Genomic DNA, 15595 nt, shown 5'->3' on the forward strand with positions numbered 1-15595 from the left:
CGCCTTCGTTTGGGCATGCGGGCCATAGAGCTGCTTCCTCCGGCGCAAGAGCGCGAACCTGAACCAACGGAGCAAACAACCGTGACCGAACTGACAAGCACCGCCGATGCCGGCCAGCGACGGGCAAAGCCCGACAGACAACCGATTCACCAGATACTGGTGCCCTTTCCAGTCGCCTACTTCGCCGCAGCGTTCGTCGCCGACCTGGCCTACTGGCGAACCGCCGAGGTGACGTGGGAACGCTTTTCCATCTGGCTGATCGCCGGGGGACTGGTCATGGCCGCGCTGGTCGCGCTCGTTGCCGTGATCGATCTCTTCCGTGGCCAGAGACCGGCATGGGCCCGTGCACTGGCCTACGCATCCGCGGTCGTACTGTCTGTTCTCAATGTCCTCGTTCACAGCCGCGACGGCTACACCGCGGTCGTCCCCGCGGGGCTGATACTTTCGGGCGTGACCCTGGCCCTTCTGCTGTCGACGGTCTCGCCGCGCTGGACGTTGACCAATCGCCGTCACCCGGGAGCAAAAGCATGACCGAATTCAAGAAGAGCTTGCCGCGCGTCGCCGCCGTGATGGTCGCGGTCGCCGGATTGGGACTTGCGGGCTGCGATGATACGGGCGGCGATCCGAAGCAGCAGATCGGCGCCAACCCGGCGTTGCCACCGCTGCATCAGTACCTGGTGCCTCCGATCCGAATCGCAACACCCGTGGGCTGGGGATCCGAGATGCCCAAGGTGCCGCAGGGATTGCAGGTCCACGCCCTCGCCACCGGGCTGCAGCACCCGCGATCGCTCTACGTGTTGCCGAATGGCGACGTGCTGGTGGTCGAAAGCAACGGTCCGAAGGCGCCGGTTTTCCGTCCCAAGGACCTGATCACCGGTGTCGTACAGTTGTTTGCCGGCGCCAAGGCGAAAGATGCCAATCGCATCACGCTGCTCCGCGATACCAATGGCGACGGCATCCCTGACACGCGCACCGTGTTCCTCGATCATCTCAACTCGCCGTTCGGCGTGGCCCTGGTCGGTCACGATCTCTACGTCGCGAACACCGATGCGATCATGCGTTATCCGTATCAGGACGGCCAGACCAGCATCACCGACAAGGGCACCAAGCTGACCGATCTTCCGGGCGGCCCGATCGATCACCACTGGACCAAGAGCCTGCTGGCGAGCCCGGACGGATCCAAGCTCTACGTCGGCGTCGGATCGAACAGCAACGTCGGCGAAAACGGCCTCCAGGCCGAATATGAGCGCGCCGCGATCTGGGAAGTTGATCGCGCCACCGGTGCTCACCGCATTTACGCCAGCGGCGTGCGCAACCCGACCGGGCTGCAATGGGAACCCACGACCGGCAAGCTGTGGGCGATTGCCAACGAACGCGACGAGATCGGACCAGACCTCGTGCCGGACTATCTCACCTCCGTGCAGGACGGAGGCTTTTACGGCTGGCCGTACAGCTACTATGGCCGGCATCTCGATCCGCGCGTTCAACCACAGCGGCCCGATCTGGTCGAGAAGGCGATTGTGCCCGACTACGCGCTCAGTTCGCACGTGGCACCTCTCGGATTGGCGATGTCGTCCGGGCACAATCTGCCTGCGAACTATCAGGCCGGCGCTTTCGTCGGAGAACATGGCAGCTGGGACCGCACGCCGCTCAACGGCTACAAGGTGGTTTTCGTGCCCTTCAAGGATAGCAAGCCCTCCGGCCCGGCGCAGGACGTCGTCACCGGTTTCCTTGACGCGAACAATCACACTCACGGCAGACCGGTTGGCCTGGCAGTGGACCGCTCCGGCGCGTTGCTCGTCGCTGATGACGTCGGCAATGCCGTGTGGCGCGTCTCATCCGCGGAGAAGCCGGCTGCGGCCAAGCCCGCCTCCTGACCGACAGGGCTGGAAGGTCGGCGTCGCCAACGGGGCGACGCCGGCCTCCTGGCGCAGGCGGTTGCGGGGACCAGGGCGTTTTCAAGCGAAGTGGACGCCGGTTCGCGTGAAGAAGCGCGACAAAACAAAGAGCTGGAGCTTCGGTTCTGATTCAATCAGAACCGAAGCTCTAGTTGTCGTCCTTGTCAGGGCAGACGAGCTCAATGCGGCCCCCGGGACCGGGGTGGATCGTCAGCCGAAAACCGTGCAGCTTGACGATTGCAGACACAAGGCTCAGTCCGAGACCAACGCCGGCCGTGTTGCGGATCTTGTCTGACCGGTAGAACCGACGCAGCACGGCTTCCCGCTCATGCTCGCTGATACCCGGTCCCGTGTCGGTCACACAAACAATCGTTCTGTTCTGGTCCCGCAACAGTTCAAGGCTCACCTTGCCACCGGATGGTGTGAACTTGATTGCGTTGTCGACCAGATTTGCGATGGCCTCAAACAACAGATCCCGATCGCCCCAGACGTGCAGATTGCGGTCGATATCGGCACCAAGATTGATACCCTTGTCCTCGGCAATCGGCTCGTAGACGTCGCACACCTCGCGCAAGATTTCATGAAGGGCAACGTTGCCGAAGCCCGCCGAACGGCGGCTGTTTTCGATTTCCGTCAATCGCAACAGCGCAGTGATGATCGCGAGCGACTGATCGATGCCTCCGATCGCCTTGTCCGCGACCTCCTGAAGTTGTTCCAGCGAGGTGGCGTGGGTGCGGCCCCGTTCCAACGTCAGCCGGGCGCGCGTCAGGGGAGTTCGCAGGTCATGGGCAATGTCATTGCCGACGCCGGCGAGCGCGTTGATCATCGCTTCCATTTCATCGAGCATCCCGTTCACGATCGCAGCCAGCCTCGAGAACGGCTCGTTGATGTTACGATGCGGCAGACGCTCTCGCAGGTCGCCGGCAATGATCCGCCGCACCCGCTGATTGACTTCTTCCACCCGTCGTTGAGCGCGCAGGCTCAACCAGGCTCCCGCTATCAGACTGAGGCAGAAGGCCGGCAGAAGGCCGAGCGCAAGCGCCTGCCCGACAACGCTCGATATCTCATGCGTCTCGTCGACGTTCCGCCCGATAACAAGCACATCGCCGCCTTCCAGACGCCTGCCGACCGCCCGAATCAGCGCATCACCACCTGCAGCTTGACCAACTCGCACCGCTCGTAGGGGCTGCACCGATCCATCAGCCTTGAAACCTTGCGGAAGACCTTCGAGATTGCCGGCCAGCCGGTCGCCTGCGGAATCAAACAAGCCGACGAACTGGACGCTCCGGGAGTCTTGCCCAAGGTGATCAGAGATCGCGTCCGCGCGGCGGCCGCTTGGAAGGGTCGCCATGAAATCGAGCTGCATGCTGATCATGCGATCGGATCTGGCAATCAGATAGCCGTCGATCTTCAAAAAGATAAAGCCAAAGAGCACGACCACGAATACCGCAAAGACTGCGGCTACCGCCGAAGCCAAGCGAAACGTGTTCGAACGTATGAACTGCAGCTGCTGCATCGATCTCGCCGGTCGGTGTTCGTACCCATCCGATCGTCAGGCTGGGGCGCGCCGGTGACGTCCTATTGGTGTGCCCGCAGAATGAACCCCGAGCCCCGGACGTTGTGAATCATCTGTGGCTCTCCCGCCCCGTCGACCTTGTGCCGTAGGCGGCCCATATGCACGTCGACGAGGTTGGTCGTCGCCGGGACGAACTTGTAATTCCAGACCTCCTCGAGCAGCATCGCCCGCGTCAGCAATTGACCGCTTCGCCGCATCATGTACTCAAGGAGCCGGAATTCACGCGGCAGGAGTTCAATGTCGCGCTCGCCGCGCCGCGCCGTCCGCTCGATCAGATCGAGCTCGAGAGGACCGACCCGCAACGTCGTCTCGCGGCTATCCGTCGGACGACGAAGCAGGGCTTCTATTCTTGCAATCAGTTCGACAACGGCAAAGGGCTTCGTGAGGTAGTCGTCCCCGCCGCTTCGCAGGCCCCGCACCCGGTCGTCGACCGCCCCGAGCGCACTCAGCACCAGCACCGGCGTGCCGACCTGGTCCTTCCGCAACGCCTCAATGACGGAGAGCCCGTCCATGCCAGGAAGCATTCGATCGACGACCAGGACATCAGGATGGGCTGTGCGGGCCTTGTCCAGACCGTCGATCCCGTTCGCCGCCCATTCGACCTCGAAGCCAAGCTCGCTGAGTTCGGCCACGATCTCCTCGGCCGTTCCGCTGTCGTCCTCGATCAGAAGAACCTTCGTCATCGCCTCGATCTCAGATATTCCAAAGCGCCCGGCCAACCGGCAGGAAATCATATGCTCGCTCGCTGGCAAAGTCATAGGTTGCCGCCAAGATGGTTAGAATGAGCCGGATCGCGCCACCCCGTTCACCTGCGCGAAAGTAGTGCGATCCACTTTCGGGTGTACTCCGCCTTGGCAAAGCACGGCGGGGCACCTTTTAGAGACATAGCCCCCCTTGCCAGGCCCAGCCATTAAATTGCAATTCAGAGAGCAGGCCGATCCGGCGCCAGGCGTCGCCCAGTCGGGACCTTGCGGCGTCCGCTCGGGCATCGGCGACCTTCCCGACACTGAACTCGATTTTAGACGACATCTTTCCGTCGGCCGCCTACCGTTCATCGGCAAGCGATCAAGGGAGAGCCGCCATGTTGGACGATGTTGACGAACGGGACGGCAAACACAATCCGCACGTGGATTGGCTGAGGCCCAGCAAGATCGGATTTGTCGGGCTCGGCCTGATGGGCTCGGCGATGGCCGCCAATCTGGCGGCCGACGGTCAGAACGTCTGTGCGTATGTGCGTCGGCCGGAACGTGTCGGGGATCTGCGGGCACTGGCAGTGGCTGCAACCACGAGCCTGTCGGACTTGTTCGACAGCGACATCATCATCACCATGTTGCCGGATGACGCCGCGGTGCGAGACGTCTTCTTTGGATCATCCGGGATTGCGAACTGCCTGCAGCCTGGCGCGATCCATCTGTCGATGAGCACCATCAGCACCTCAGCGTCCACTGAGTTTCTGCATGCGCATGAACGTCGCGGCCAAGGCTATGTTGCCGCACCCGTGTTCGGCAACCCGGATGCCGCCAAAGCCCGGCAGTTGTCGGTCATTGTCGCGGGTAGTCAAGCTTCCTGCGACCGTTGCCGGTCGGTGACGGACGCGCTGGGCCGGACCATCGTCATCGGAACCGACCCTGCGCAGGCCAATCTGATCAAGCTGCTCGGCAACATGATGACGGCAACGGCTCTCGAAGTGCTCGGGGAGATCGTGACCGTGCTGCGCAAGCGTGAACAGGACCCTCAGCAATTCGTGGACATCATGACGGGTACGATGTTCGACAGCCGCGTCCACAAGAATTACGGCAACAGGCTCATCGCCGGCAGCTACAAGGCCGGGTTGGCTCTGCCCCTCGCACTTAAGGACGTGCGCCTTGCGTTGGCCGAAGCCGAGCTTGCCGGCGCTCCGATGCCGTCTGTTGGGGTGGTACGTGACCGCCTGATTACTGGAATCGCGCGCGGTCACGGTACGCTTGACTGGACTGCACTCGGCCTCGTCGCTTCGGAGGAAGCCGGGCTCTGATCCGCTGAAGCTTCCAAGACGCTCTCGAGCGTCGCCTCCCCTGGGTTCAGTTCTGTAGCGCACTGCTACGCCGAAGGCACTTCATCCCAAGATCATGTCGGCAAACGGATCGTAATTTGGATCCCGCGCCGGCGATGCCTTCTGCACGGCAGCAGTCCTGTTTCGATGAATGCGGACATGAGACCGCATGACATGATCAAGCCGCGTGACATGATCCGGCCTCGGCACGCAGCTGACGTACGAGGCAAGTGGCACACTGGTCGTCAGCAGCGCCAGCGCGACGAGAATTCTTCCATATCTCCTGACAGACATAAGACACTCCTTTGAGTACGCGCGCTGCGACTTCGAAGGACTCTGCGCGGCGCGCCTGACATCCCTCAAGTGCGGACGTATGGATGCCGATGTTGCGAATTCGCACGCCTGGCAGTCGGTGCACCGCGAAGTGATCGATGACCTCCGGCGTAATGCGCGCCACGCGAATGCGCCCAACAATCACGAGCAGGATGACTCTCGTCACGATCCGCTTCGTCTGTTCGCGGCTCACGCCGCGTTGAACTCGTGTGAGCACATCGTGTGTTTGGCTGGTCCGTCGCGATCCCACTTGCAGGTGCGGGCTGTCCATCGACCTGGCCCGCTGTTTCAACGGAGAAGCTCAATGACCAATCTCAAGATTCTGTCGGCCGGACTGATTGCGGTCGCAATGCTCGCTACGCCTGCAATGGCTCGCGAGCACGGCGCCGCCACCCGGCGGGTCGCGGTAGAGACCAATGCCGCTGCCTCGAACGCGCCGATCTATCAGGGCGAACGCGCCTGCGTTCCGGCGCCGCGTGTCGGTTCTTTTGCGACGGCGCCGTGGACCGGCGACAACGTTCCCTGCGAACCTGGCACGGGTGCGTTCTAGTCTGCCCCAACACGCGTCGCCCTGCTCTCGCACGTTGCGCGAGCGAAGCAACGCTGTTCTGAACCACGAAGCGGGCTGGACTCCGTTCCAGCCCGCTTCGTTGATCGTTTGGCCTCAGCGCTGAAGATCAACGCCTCCTCAGCATCGCGCATTCTCAACTTGCCGCGATGACGCAGCCTTCCAGCCATTGTTGAAGGCAAATTTAATGGCAGGGCCGGCGATCGTTCCTAGTTGTCTGGTCATCGAAGGGTCTGGTCGGTGACGCGGTGACGCTCCTGTCCAACGTTGACCGGCAAGACTCCAGGCACAGAGGAGTATTCTGATGAAACGAACAATGATCATCCTCGCAACGGCCGCGCTTGTCTCCGCGCTGGCTGTCGGCGCGGCCGACGCCCGGGGAGGCGGAGGCGGCGGTGGAGGTTTCGGCGGCGGCGGCGGCGGCCATATGGGCGGATTTGGCGGCGGCGGCCACATGGGCGGGTTTGGCGGCGGCGCGCACCTGGGCGGCATCGGCGGCGGCGCTCATCTCGGTGGCATGGGTGCCGGTGCGCCGATCGGCGGCATGCACGTCGGCGGTTTCGGCGGAGGCGTTCATACCGGCGGCCTGATCCACGTCGGAGGCGATCACCCTGGCGCCGGCTTCCACGACCACGCCATGCATCACGACGGCAGATATTCGCGCGGGTACGGCGCCTATTACAGCGATCCCTCCTGCAACGACTGGTATGCGCTGCACCCCGATCAGCCGTTGCCGCTGAGCTGCAGCTAGTGCGCAAGTCGCATTCAGCCTTCGGTCCGGATCCATTCGCACAGGTCCGGACCGACGGCGTGGGCGAGCAGACGCCGCCCTCAATCCAAAGTGACCATTCTGAAGTCCAGTTTAATGGCGTCGCAATCCTGGCGGCCAAAGCGCGGGCTTCGCAAGTGACCCATTCCAACACCGTCAACGTGTTGCACGCGTTATCGACGTCCGCGCGGACGTCAGCGCCGCGAGAGCGGGTCCTAGATCAAGCAGGAACAAGCCATGACTATCGTCCAAGCACCCAACACGAATATGGAGTTCATCGACATTCCCGGCACGTCAATCCGTGCATCCCGGATCGCACTCGGAACATGGGCGATCGGTGGCTGGATGTGGGGCGGGACCGATGAAGGCGATGCGATCAGGACGATCCAGGAGGCGCTTGACCGCGGGATCAATCTCATCGACACCGCGCCGGTCTATGGGTTTGGCCGTTCCAAGATTGTTGGAAAGGCCCTTGCCGGCGGGCGCCGCCAGAACGCCATCATAGCCACGAAGGTTGGCCTCGATTGGAAGAACGACAAACCGTTCCGCAACGCCGGCAAGGCGCGCATCATCGAGGAAGTCGAGAATTCGCTGCGCCGACTTCGAACCGACGTCGTCGATCTCTATCAGGTGCACTGGCCTGATCCGCATACACCCATTGCGGAAACCGCCGAAGCAATCAGCGCGTTGCACCGCGATGGCAAGATTCGCGCCGTCGGCGTCAGCAACTTCAGTCCGTCGCAGATGGACGAATTCCGCAAGGTCGCGCCGCTGCATACGGCTCAACCGCCCTACAATCTGTTCGAACGGTCGATCGAGCAGGACGTCCTGCCCTATTGCCGGGAGGAGAAGATCGCCCTCCTCGCCTACGGCTCGCTATGCCGCGGCCTGCTGTCCGGCACGATGTCATCACCGAGCGCTTTCACCGGCGACGACCTTCGCAAGAGCGACCCCAAGTTTCGATCGCCGCGCTATGAGCAGTACCTGGACGCGGTGAGGCGCCTTGACCAGTTCGCGCGAGATCGTTTCAACAGGCGAGTGCTTCATCTGGCTGTGCGCTGGGTGCTCGATCGTGGCGAGTTGAACATTGCGTTGTGGGGCGCTCGACGCGCGGAACAGCTCTCACCGATTGCCGACGCGCTCGGCTGGCGGATCGACGAGGCCGCGATGGTCGAGATCGACCGGATTCTTCAGGTGACAATCAAGGATCCTGTCGGACCCGAATTCATGGCACCTCCCGCTCGCGAGGCTGCATGATGGCCACCCGACCCATGATCCATGTCGTCACCCGGAACCGCTTCGACCTGGCGACGGCCCAAACATCCGGCGCCCAGCGTTATGCTGCGATTGGACCGTCGCTGGGCATCGCTTCGAGCATCTGGGGCGGACTCTTCGAAGTCGAGCCCGGCGCACGAACCGGGATCCATCACCACGGCGAACAGGACACCATCGCGTTCGTGCTGTCAGGATGGTGCGAAGTCCGCTGGGGCGAAAAGGGCGAGTTCTCCGCGCACGCCAAGGCCGGCGACTTCATTCACATTCCAGCCTTCGTTCCGCACATGGAGTTCAATCCATCACGGCTCGAGCCTTTCCGTTGGGTCGTGGTGCGCAGCACGCCGACACCCATCGTCGTCAATCTCCCGGACGCCTTCTGGTCGTGAACCGGCAAGCAGGCCCAGGCGCGTACCGACGCGTTCAACTCCTCGCGCGCCGGCTTGCTTCCCATCATGAAGTGTCCAGATCGCTTACGAGGGGCGAACAACAGGAGCAAACCATGAGAACGATATCGACCGTCATCACATCCACTGCAATGCTTGTTGCACTTGCCGTGCCGGCTCTGGCGGAGAGCGCAACCTATATGCCCCGCGAATCCGATCGAACTGTCGTCTACACACACAACCCGTATGCCGCGCACGAATCGCAAATGCCGGCATCGGCGCCCGCGCTCAATCAGCACGCCTATCACGGCGGTCCAAAACTGAACAACTGATGCTGCCGGGCGATTGCGGCGCCCGCGCGCGATGATGTCGCAGGCAGAGCAGTGGCCTGAAGAATGGACCCGCTTCGGCGGGTCTCATTTTGTCTTCTCATATCCACCGGACGATTTTCGTGCAAACGGGCAAGGACACGCGCGCGGCAATCGATAGATTTCCACTGAGCTCCCTCATTCCAATGGAGATGCACGTGAGAAGCTGGTTGATGGCTGCGTGTCTTGCCTTCTTCGCGTCAGGAACGGCGGTTGCGCAAATGACCGGAATGGCTCTCCCGACTCCTGCGGTCGGTGCCACCTCTCCGCTCGGCAGCGTGACTGGAGCGCCGATTTCACCGGTGGGGATCGGCCTGGGCGCGACCGAACTGCCTTCGTCAGGTGTGAGCCCCGCGCCAACCGTCACCGGCAGCATTTCCGCTCCGGCGACCGGCAGCCCGTGCTCAATCCTCGGAGTCTCGCCAAGCGCAATGTATGGCTCAACGTCGACCTATGACGGCGGCGGAATTGCGATTGGCAACTCAACCGTCGCGACGGCCGCCGGCAACACAGCCATGTCGGGCGACCTCACCTCATCGACTTCGGTCATGTCGGGCCTGACACAAGGTTCGACGATGTCGACCTCGTCGGGCACGCTCGATACCGCCGGCATGTCGGGCATGTGCGGATCCGGCTCAACCAGCGTCACCGCATCGTCGGCTCCCACCGCGACGTCTCCGATAACGCCCGGCGGAAACCCGCGAACCGGGGTACCCCTGGGTTCGACGGAGATCAGCAATCTCGGCGTCAGCTCTGCCGCGGTGCTTGCCACGCCGGCCGTGCCGGTCGCGACCGCCGGCGTCGCGTTGACCGCCCCGATGGTGCCGGCGATGACCGCTCCGGCGACGACTTCGACTGTGCCGTCTCAATGACCGTCCTTCGGCACATCCACGGGATTACCAGGCAGTTGCTGAGTGCACTTTGCCGTTGGGAGCAACATCCATGAAAACGAAGATCGTCATATCCGCCGCGATACTGGTCGCTGCCATCGTGAGCGCCGCTCTGCTGCATTCTGCTGATCTCCATCCGATGCGGAAGGCCGCGGCCGCTCCCGCTCCCCCTCGCGTTCCAGTCGTCGCCGGAACGGTGACGCAGCACGACGTTCCGATCTACCTGACCGGCGTCGGCACGGTGATTGCCTACAACACGGATATTGTGCGGGCGCAGATACAGGGGCAAATCATCAGCATCAACTTTACCGAGGGCCAACAGGTCCATACCGGTGACCTGCTCGCACAAATCGATCCGCGGCCCTACCAGGCCCTGGTCGACCAATATACCGCCAATCTCGAGCGCGATCAGGCGCAGCTTGCGAACGCGCGAACTAATCAAACCCGGTACAAACAGTTGGGCGACAAGGGCTGGGCCACACCTCAACTGATCGAAACCCAGGATGCCCAGGTTGGACAACTTCAGGCTGCGATCAAAGCCGACCAGGCCCTGATCGATGCCGCGAAAGTGCAGTTGAGCTTCACGCGCCTAACGTCACCAATCAACGGCACCGTCGGCATTCGCCAAATCGACGTCGGCAACATCATCAGCCCCTCAAGTACCAATGGCCTGTGCGTCGTGACGCAATTGAACCCGATATCGCTGATCTTCACGCTGCCCGAGACCGTGCTTCCGCAGATCCAGCAACAGCAACGAAAGACGAAAGCGCCTTTCACCGTTCTGGCCTACAATCAGGACAACACGGTCCGGCTCGGCGAGGGACAGCTTGGACTCGTCAACAACGAGATCCTGCAGACGACCGGCTCGATCCAGCTCAAAGCGAATTTCCCGAATGCCGAGCGGAGTCTCTGGCCCGGCGGGCTGGTTAATGCGCGACTGCTGCTCGACACGCGGCACAACGGCCTGACCGTTCCCGCCTCCGTCGTCCAGCAAGGACCGAACGGAGCATATGCCTATGTCGTCAATTCCGACGACACGGTCTCCATCCGTCAGATCAAGGTCGCGCAAATCAGCGACGGTCAGGCGCTGATCGACTCCGGCCTCGAAGCCAACGAGCAGGTCGTGGTCGACGGTCAGTACAAGCTGCAACCGGGAACGCATGTCGTCCTGCTGCATGGCAAGGCCGCACAGGAATCCGCAGCACAGGACGCGATGCAGGCGCCGATACCATGAATATCTCCGCCCCCTTCATCCGGCGCCCGATCGCAACCGCCCTGTTGATGGTCGGATTGCTGGCCGCAGGGCTTGTCGCCTACCCGCTGATGCCGGTGGCCGCATTGCCAAACGTCAACTATCCGACGCTGACCGTCACCGCTCAGATGCCGGGTGCCGACCCGCAGACCATGGCGTCTTCGGTTGCCTCGCCGCTCGAGCTGCAATTCGGCGAGATACCCGGGCTCACGCAGATGACGTCGGCGAGCGCGCTTGGCTACACCCAGGTCACGCTTCAGTTCGATCTGAGCCGCCAGATCGACGGTGCGGTCAGCGATACGCTTTCGGCGATCAACGCGGCGAGCCCGTATTTGCCGACCGGCATGCCCTATCCGCCGACGATCCGGAAGGTCAATCCGGCCGACACACCGATCCTTGTGCTGGGTCTCACCTCGGACAGCCTGCCGCTCACCACGGTCGATGCGTATGCCGAAAACATTCTGCTGCAGAAGATCTCGCAGATCCAGGGCGTGGGCCTCGTCGGCATCGGCGGCCAGCAAAAGGCGGCGGTTCGCATCCAGGTCGATCCGCAGGCGCTTGCCGCACGCGGAATCAATCTGGAGGACGTACGCACCGTCCTCGGCCAGGCGAACGTCGATCTCGCCAAGGGGACGCTAAACAGCCCGCGCCAGACCTACACGCTCAATACCAACGACCAGCTGTTCCAGCCCGATCAGTATGCCGATCTCGTGATCGCCTATCGCAACGGATCGCCGGTGCGCATCCGCGACATCGGGCGCGCGGTCAGCGCCGGCGAAAACGATCTGATTGCGGGCTGGTACAACAACCATCGCGCCATCATGCTTTCGGTCCAGCGTCAGCCGGGAGCCAACGTCGTCGAGACGGTTCAGCGGATCAAGTCGCTGATGCCGACGCTCCAGGCGTCGATCCCCGCCGCGATCAAGATCAACATCGTGTCGGACCGCACCCAGACGATCCGCGCTTCGGTTGCGGACGTGCAGTTCACGCTGCTGCTGACGGTCGCCCTTGTCGTGATGGTCATCTTCATCTTCCTTCGCAGCTTCTGGGCGACCATCATTCCAGCCGTCACCGTTCCGCTCTCGCTGATCGGCACTTTCGCGATCCTCTACGAAATGGGTTACAGCCTCGACAATCTGTCGCTGATGGCGCTGTCGATTGCCGTCGGATTCGTGGTCGACGACGCGGTGGTCGAGATCGAGAACATCACGCGGCACATCGAGGAGGGTTTGTCCCCCTACGACGCCGCAATGAAGGGATCCGGCGAGATCGGGTTCACCGTCATGGCGATCACGTTCTCGCTGATCGCCGTCTTCATTCCGCTCTTCCTGATGGGCGGCTATGTCGGTCTCCTGTTCCGTGAATTTGCAATCACGGTGAGCGTCGCGCTGGTGCTTTCCCTGGTGATCTCCCGAACGCTGACGCCGATGATGTGCGCCTATCTGCTCAAGCCGGAGAGCCATGAGCACGGGCGCCTGTATCGCTGGTCAGAGCGCGGTTTCGATCTACTGCTCAATGCCTATGAGGCGGGCCTGAAGGTCGTGCTGCGGCATCGCTTCATCACCTTGATCGTGATGATCGCAACCATCGCGGTGACCGGATATCTCTACGTCATCATTCCCAAGGGCTTCTTTCCTCAACAGGATACCGGCCTGATCCTGGGTCAATCGGAAGCCGCTCAGGACATTTCGTTCCAGGCGATGGCGGAGCGCCAGCAGGCCATGCTCGATACGGTCGTGCGCGATCCCGCCGTGTCCACGGTTGGCTCGGCGGTCGGCGCCGGCGGAGGCACCACCACGGTCAACGACGGCCGCGTGTTCATTCAGCTCAAGCCAGCCGACCAGCGCGATCCGATCGACAAGGTTATCGCGCGGCTGCGCGCCAGCCTCGCCAAAATCCAGGGCATCACCCTCTATATGCAGCCCGCGCAGGACATCACCATCGGCGCGCGGCTGAACAAGACGCAATTCCAGTACACCATGAACGACGCCGATCCCGGCGAACTCAACCACTGGGCAAACCTGTTCCTCGACAGGATCAAGACATTGCCCACGGTCGCTGACGTGACGACCGATCAGCTCAATTCCGGGCCACTGCTCGACATCACGATCAAGCGCGACGTCGCCTCGTCCTACGGCATTCTGCCCTATACGATCGACAACACCCTCGATGACGCCTTCGGCCAGCGCATCGTCTCGACGATGTACACGACACTGCAGCAATACCATGTCGTTCTCGAGGTCGATCCGAAGTTCCAGTATGGGCCCGAGGCGCTCAACGGCATCTATGTCAAGTCATCAAGCGGTCAGCAGGTGCCGCTCTCGACGCTGGTCGATTCAGCCGTGAAGGTGGCGCCGCTCGTCGTGAACCATCAGGGACAATTCCCGTCTGTGACGATCTCGTTCAATCTGGCGCCCGGGGCGGCGATCGGAGAAGCCGTGAACGGCATTCAAGCCATCGCAAAGCAGCTGCATCCGCCGCTGTCGCTGCAGACGAGTTTCCAGGGCAATGCACAGGCCTTCGGTGCCTCGTTGAAGAGCACGCCCGTCCTGATCGCCGCGTCGCTGTTCGTGATCTACCTCATCCTCGGTGTGCTCTATGAGAGTCTGATCCATCCGATCACCATCATCTCGACGCTCCCGTCGGCCGGTGTCGGCGCGCTGCTGCTGTTGATGGCGGCGCATTTCGATCTGAGCGTGATTGCGGTGGTCGGAATCATCCTGCTGATCGGCATCGTCAAGAAGAACGGCATCATGCTCGTCGACTTTGCGATCCAGGCCGAGCAGCATGATGGGCTCGCACCGGAGGAGGCAATCTACCAGGCTTGCATCAAGCGCTTCCGCCCGATTCTGATGACGACGATGGCGGCGCTTCTGGGCGCCGTGCCGATGATGGTTGGCACCGGCGTCGGATCAGAGATCCGCCAGCCATTGGGTTACGCCATCGTTGGTGGTTTGGCCCTGTCGCAAGTCCTGACGCTCTACACCACGCCGATCGTCTATCTCTACCTCGATCGATTGCAGAACTGGCTGTTCGGTACGCGACGGCACCAGGCGGTGTCGCAGGATGTCTATCCGACGCCTGCGGAATAGACGCACGTGTCTCATCGGCCCGGAAACACGCTCGCCTCCCCGCTCGCTCAGGCTTCCGGTCAAGCCCCGGACCCGTCTCTTCCGGTATCGAAGTCGACCGGTCCGGCGGAGCAAATGCCCGTCTAGGCTCTGCCGCAAGGTATGGCGGATCATGCGTCGGCTGCACCCGGAGCTATTCGACAAGAAACACCCGAGCCCCTGGGACGATTTCACCCTATCACGGCTCTGCGGCGCCCGCCATGGTTCGATTGGCGTATGGATCGAGGACAAGAACTCCGGGACTATCTTGTTACAGCAGGCTATCCGCAGCCAATGGCCAGCAACCGCTATTGATTCGAAACTGACTGCCATGGGCAAGGACGAGCGAGCCCTCTCGGTTTCCGGCTACGTTTACCGGAGAGTGTCAAATACACTGACTATGCCTTCGACAAGACTACAGTCCACAAGCGTAAATCGCGCAATCACTTTGTCGACCAGATCGAAAGCTTTCGGATCGGCGACAAGGACAGCAAGCGAGAAGACGATCTTTTGGATACGTTTTGCTATGGGATAGCAATCGGACTGGGGAACAGCGAAAGCTTCTGAAAGATTGACAAAGGCCGTGGGCAACCGGCGTGCGCGCTGCCAGCCCCATAATCTGGGCGAAGGTACGACCTGCTGGCCAGCGCCGGAGTCAACCGCCAATGTGAAAACGACCAAAGTTAGTCGTTTGGGTCTGTCGGACACCGCTCGTTCTCTTCATGCAGACGCTGACCGACGAGTTTATGCACCAATCGCATCTTGATCGGCCAGCTGTTGATTGCTTTATTCATCTCCGCGATGAGACACCGCTCGAGACTGCTCCGTCACGTTCGGCGTCCAAGGATAGTCGCAAAATGAGAACGGCTCGTCTTTCGACCGCTGCTGACACAAACCGACGATTGAAGGTTGGGCAGAGCATATCCGCTCTGCCCCCGGTACCTCAAACAACGAGTTTCCGCAGCGTCGCCGAGCACTCAAATGTGATGAGCATGGTGTTCATTTGTTCCTACTTCAGGAAATGAGGCTCTTGGCTTGCATTCCGACAAAAAGCGAGAGCCAGGATTCGAAAACAGGTCTGACATTCGAGAAAACGGTACGATCGACGGTTTTGCAGGCGGTGCGGTCACCCGGCGCGACT

General features: G+C 61.8%; 14 protein-coding genes. 11 read left to right on the top strand and 3 right to left on the bottom strand.

Annotated elements, in window-relative coordinates:
- The first annotated feature begins 81 nt into the window (after window positions 1-81).
- A complete protein-coding gene (locus K359_RS0104950) occupies window positions 82-531 on the top strand; it encodes a DUF2231 domain-containing protein (RefSeq protein ID WP_029078361.1) in 450 nt (149 codons plus the stop codon).
- Complete coding sequence (locus K359_RS0104955) at window positions 528-1877, top strand: sorbosone dehydrogenase family protein (protein ID WP_051345987.1); 1350 nt, start codon at window positions 528-530, stop codon at window positions 1875-1877. Before K359_RS0104950 ends, K359_RS0104955 begins: the two co-directional genes overlap by 4 nt.
- Window positions 1878-2046: 169 nt before the next feature.
- On the opposite strand, the gene K359_RS51115 is transcribed toward K359_RS0104955, so the two are convergent.
- Window positions 2047-3414 carry an ATP-binding protein gene (locus K359_RS51115; protein WP_035976058.1) on the bottom strand — a complete coding sequence of 456 codons (1368 nt, stop codon included), beginning with the start codon at window positions 3412-3414 and terminating at the stop codon, window positions 2047-2049.
- A gap of 62 nt (window positions 3415-3476) precedes the next feature.
- Window positions 3477-4157, bottom strand: a complete 681-nt coding sequence (locus K359_RS0104965; RefSeq protein ID WP_029078363.1) for a response regulator transcription factor — start codon at window positions 4155-4157, stop codon at window positions 3477-3479.
- Between the two features lie 398 nt (window positions 4158-4555).
- Here K359_RS0104965 and K359_RS0104975 point away from each other — a divergent pair, with 398 nt between their 5' ends.
- From K359_RS0104975 to K359_RS51125, 9 genes are all read left to right on the top strand, one after another.
- Window positions 4556-5488 (top strand): NAD(P)-dependent oxidoreductase, encoded by a 933-nt coding sequence (locus K359_RS0104975; RefSeq protein WP_084518264.1) that lies wholly within the window; start codon window positions 4556-4558, stop codon window positions 5486-5488.
- Between the two features lie 655 nt (window positions 5489-6143).
- Window positions 6144-6389: a hypothetical protein gene (locus K359_RS0104980; protein WP_029078365.1), complete on the top strand. Its 246-nt coding sequence runs from the start codon at window positions 6144-6146 to the stop codon at window positions 6387-6389.
- A gap of 322 nt (window positions 6390-6711) precedes the next feature.
- Entirely contained in the window at window positions 6712-7158 is a 447-nt protein-coding gene (locus K359_RS0104985) for a hypothetical protein (RefSeq protein ID WP_029078366.1), read from the top strand.
- Between the two features lie 255 nt (window positions 7159-7413).
- Window positions 7414-8433, top strand: coding sequence for an aldo/keto reductase (locus tag K359_RS0104990; protein WP_305728175.1), 1020 nt, complete (start codon window positions 7414-7416; stop codon window positions 8431-8433).
- Window positions 8433-8837: a cupin domain-containing protein gene (locus K359_RS51120; RefSeq protein ID WP_051345988.1), complete on the top strand. Its 405-nt coding sequence runs from the start codon at window positions 8433-8435 to the stop codon at window positions 8835-8837. Before K359_RS0104990 ends, K359_RS51120 begins: the two co-directional genes overlap by 1 nt.
- Window positions 8838-8950: 113 nt before the next feature.
- The gene (locus K359_RS0105000; protein ID WP_156928359.1) at window positions 8951-9166 is read left to right on the top strand and encodes a hypothetical protein; all 216 of its coding nucleotides are present in this window, start codon (window positions 8951-8953) and stop codon (window positions 9164-9166) included.
- Window positions 9167-9285: 119 nt separating this feature from the next.
- Entirely contained in the window at window positions 9286-10074 is a 789-nt protein-coding gene (locus K359_RS61065) for a hypothetical protein (RefSeq protein ID WP_156928360.1), read from the top strand.
- A 70-nt stretch (window positions 10075-10144) separates the two neighbouring features.
- The gene (locus K359_RS0105015; protein WP_029078371.1) at window positions 10145-11326 is read left to right on the top strand and encodes an efflux RND transporter periplasmic adaptor subunit; all 1182 of its coding nucleotides are present in this window, start codon (window positions 10145-10147) and stop codon (window positions 11324-11326) included.
- On the top strand, window positions 11323-14436 hold the full coding sequence (locus K359_RS51125) for an efflux RND transporter permease subunit (protein WP_035976060.1): 3114 nt from the start codon (window positions 11323-11325) through the stop codon (window positions 14434-14436). The genes K359_RS0105015 and K359_RS51125 overlap by 4 nt, the downstream gene beginning before the upstream one ends.
- 390 nt (window positions 14437-14826) lie before the next feature.
- Here the strand turns inward: K359_RS51125 and K359_RS61070 are convergent, their stop codons facing one another.
- Window positions 14827-15162, bottom strand: coding sequence for a hypothetical protein (locus tag K359_RS61070; RefSeq protein ID WP_156928361.1), 336 nt, complete (start codon window positions 15160-15162; stop codon window positions 14827-14829).
- Window positions 15163-15595: the final 433 nt, after the last annotated feature.

Origin of the sequence: Bradyrhizobium sp. th-b2, from assembly GCF_000426785.1 — a bacterium.
Lineage (GTDB): Bacteria > Pseudomonadota > Alphaproteobacteria > Rhizobiales > Xanthobacteraceae > Bradyrhizobium > Bradyrhizobium septentrionale.

Bases quoted from the DNA above. Each gene is read 5' to 3' on its own strand.
- K359_RS0104955 (WP_051345987.1), top strand. From the start codon at position 528: ATGACCGAATTCAAGAAGAGCTTGCCGCGCGTCGCCGCCGTGATGGTC.
- K359_RS51115 (WP_035976058.1), bottom strand. From the start codon at position 3,414: ATGCAGCAGCTGCAGTTCATACGTTCGAACACGTTTCGCTTGGCTTCG.
- K359_RS0104965 (WP_029078363.1), bottom strand. From the start codon at position 4,157: ATGACGAAGGTTCTTCTGATCGAGGACGACAGCGGAACGGCCGAGGAG.
- K359_RS0104975 (WP_084518264.1), top strand. From the start codon at position 4,556: ATGTTGGACGATGTTGACGAACGGGACGGCAAACACAATCCGCACGTG.
- K359_RS0104980 (WP_029078365.1), top strand. From the start codon at position 6,144: ATGACCAATCTCAAGATTCTGTCGGCCGGACTGATTGCGGTCGCAATG.
- K359_RS0104985 (WP_029078366.1), top strand. From the start codon at position 6,712: ATGAAACGAACAATGATCATCCTCGCAACGGCCGCGCTTGTCTCCGCG.
- K359_RS0104990 (WP_305728175.1), top strand. From the start codon at position 7,414: ATGACTATCGTCCAAGCACCCAACACGAATATGGAGTTCATCGACATT.
- K359_RS51120 (WP_051345988.1), top strand. From the start codon at position 8,433: ATGGCCACCCGACCCATGATCCATGTCGTCACCCGGAACCGCTTCGAC.
- K359_RS0105000 (WP_156928359.1), top strand. From the start codon at position 8,951: ATGAGAACGATATCGACCGTCATCACATCCACTGCAATGCTTGTTGCA.
- K359_RS0105015 (WP_029078371.1), top strand. From the start codon at position 10,145: ATGAAAACGAAGATCGTCATATCCGCCGCGATACTGGTCGCTGCCATC.
- K359_RS51125 (WP_035976060.1), top strand. From the start codon at position 11,323: ATGAATATCTCCGCCCCCTTCATCCGGCGCCCGATCGCAACCGCCCTG.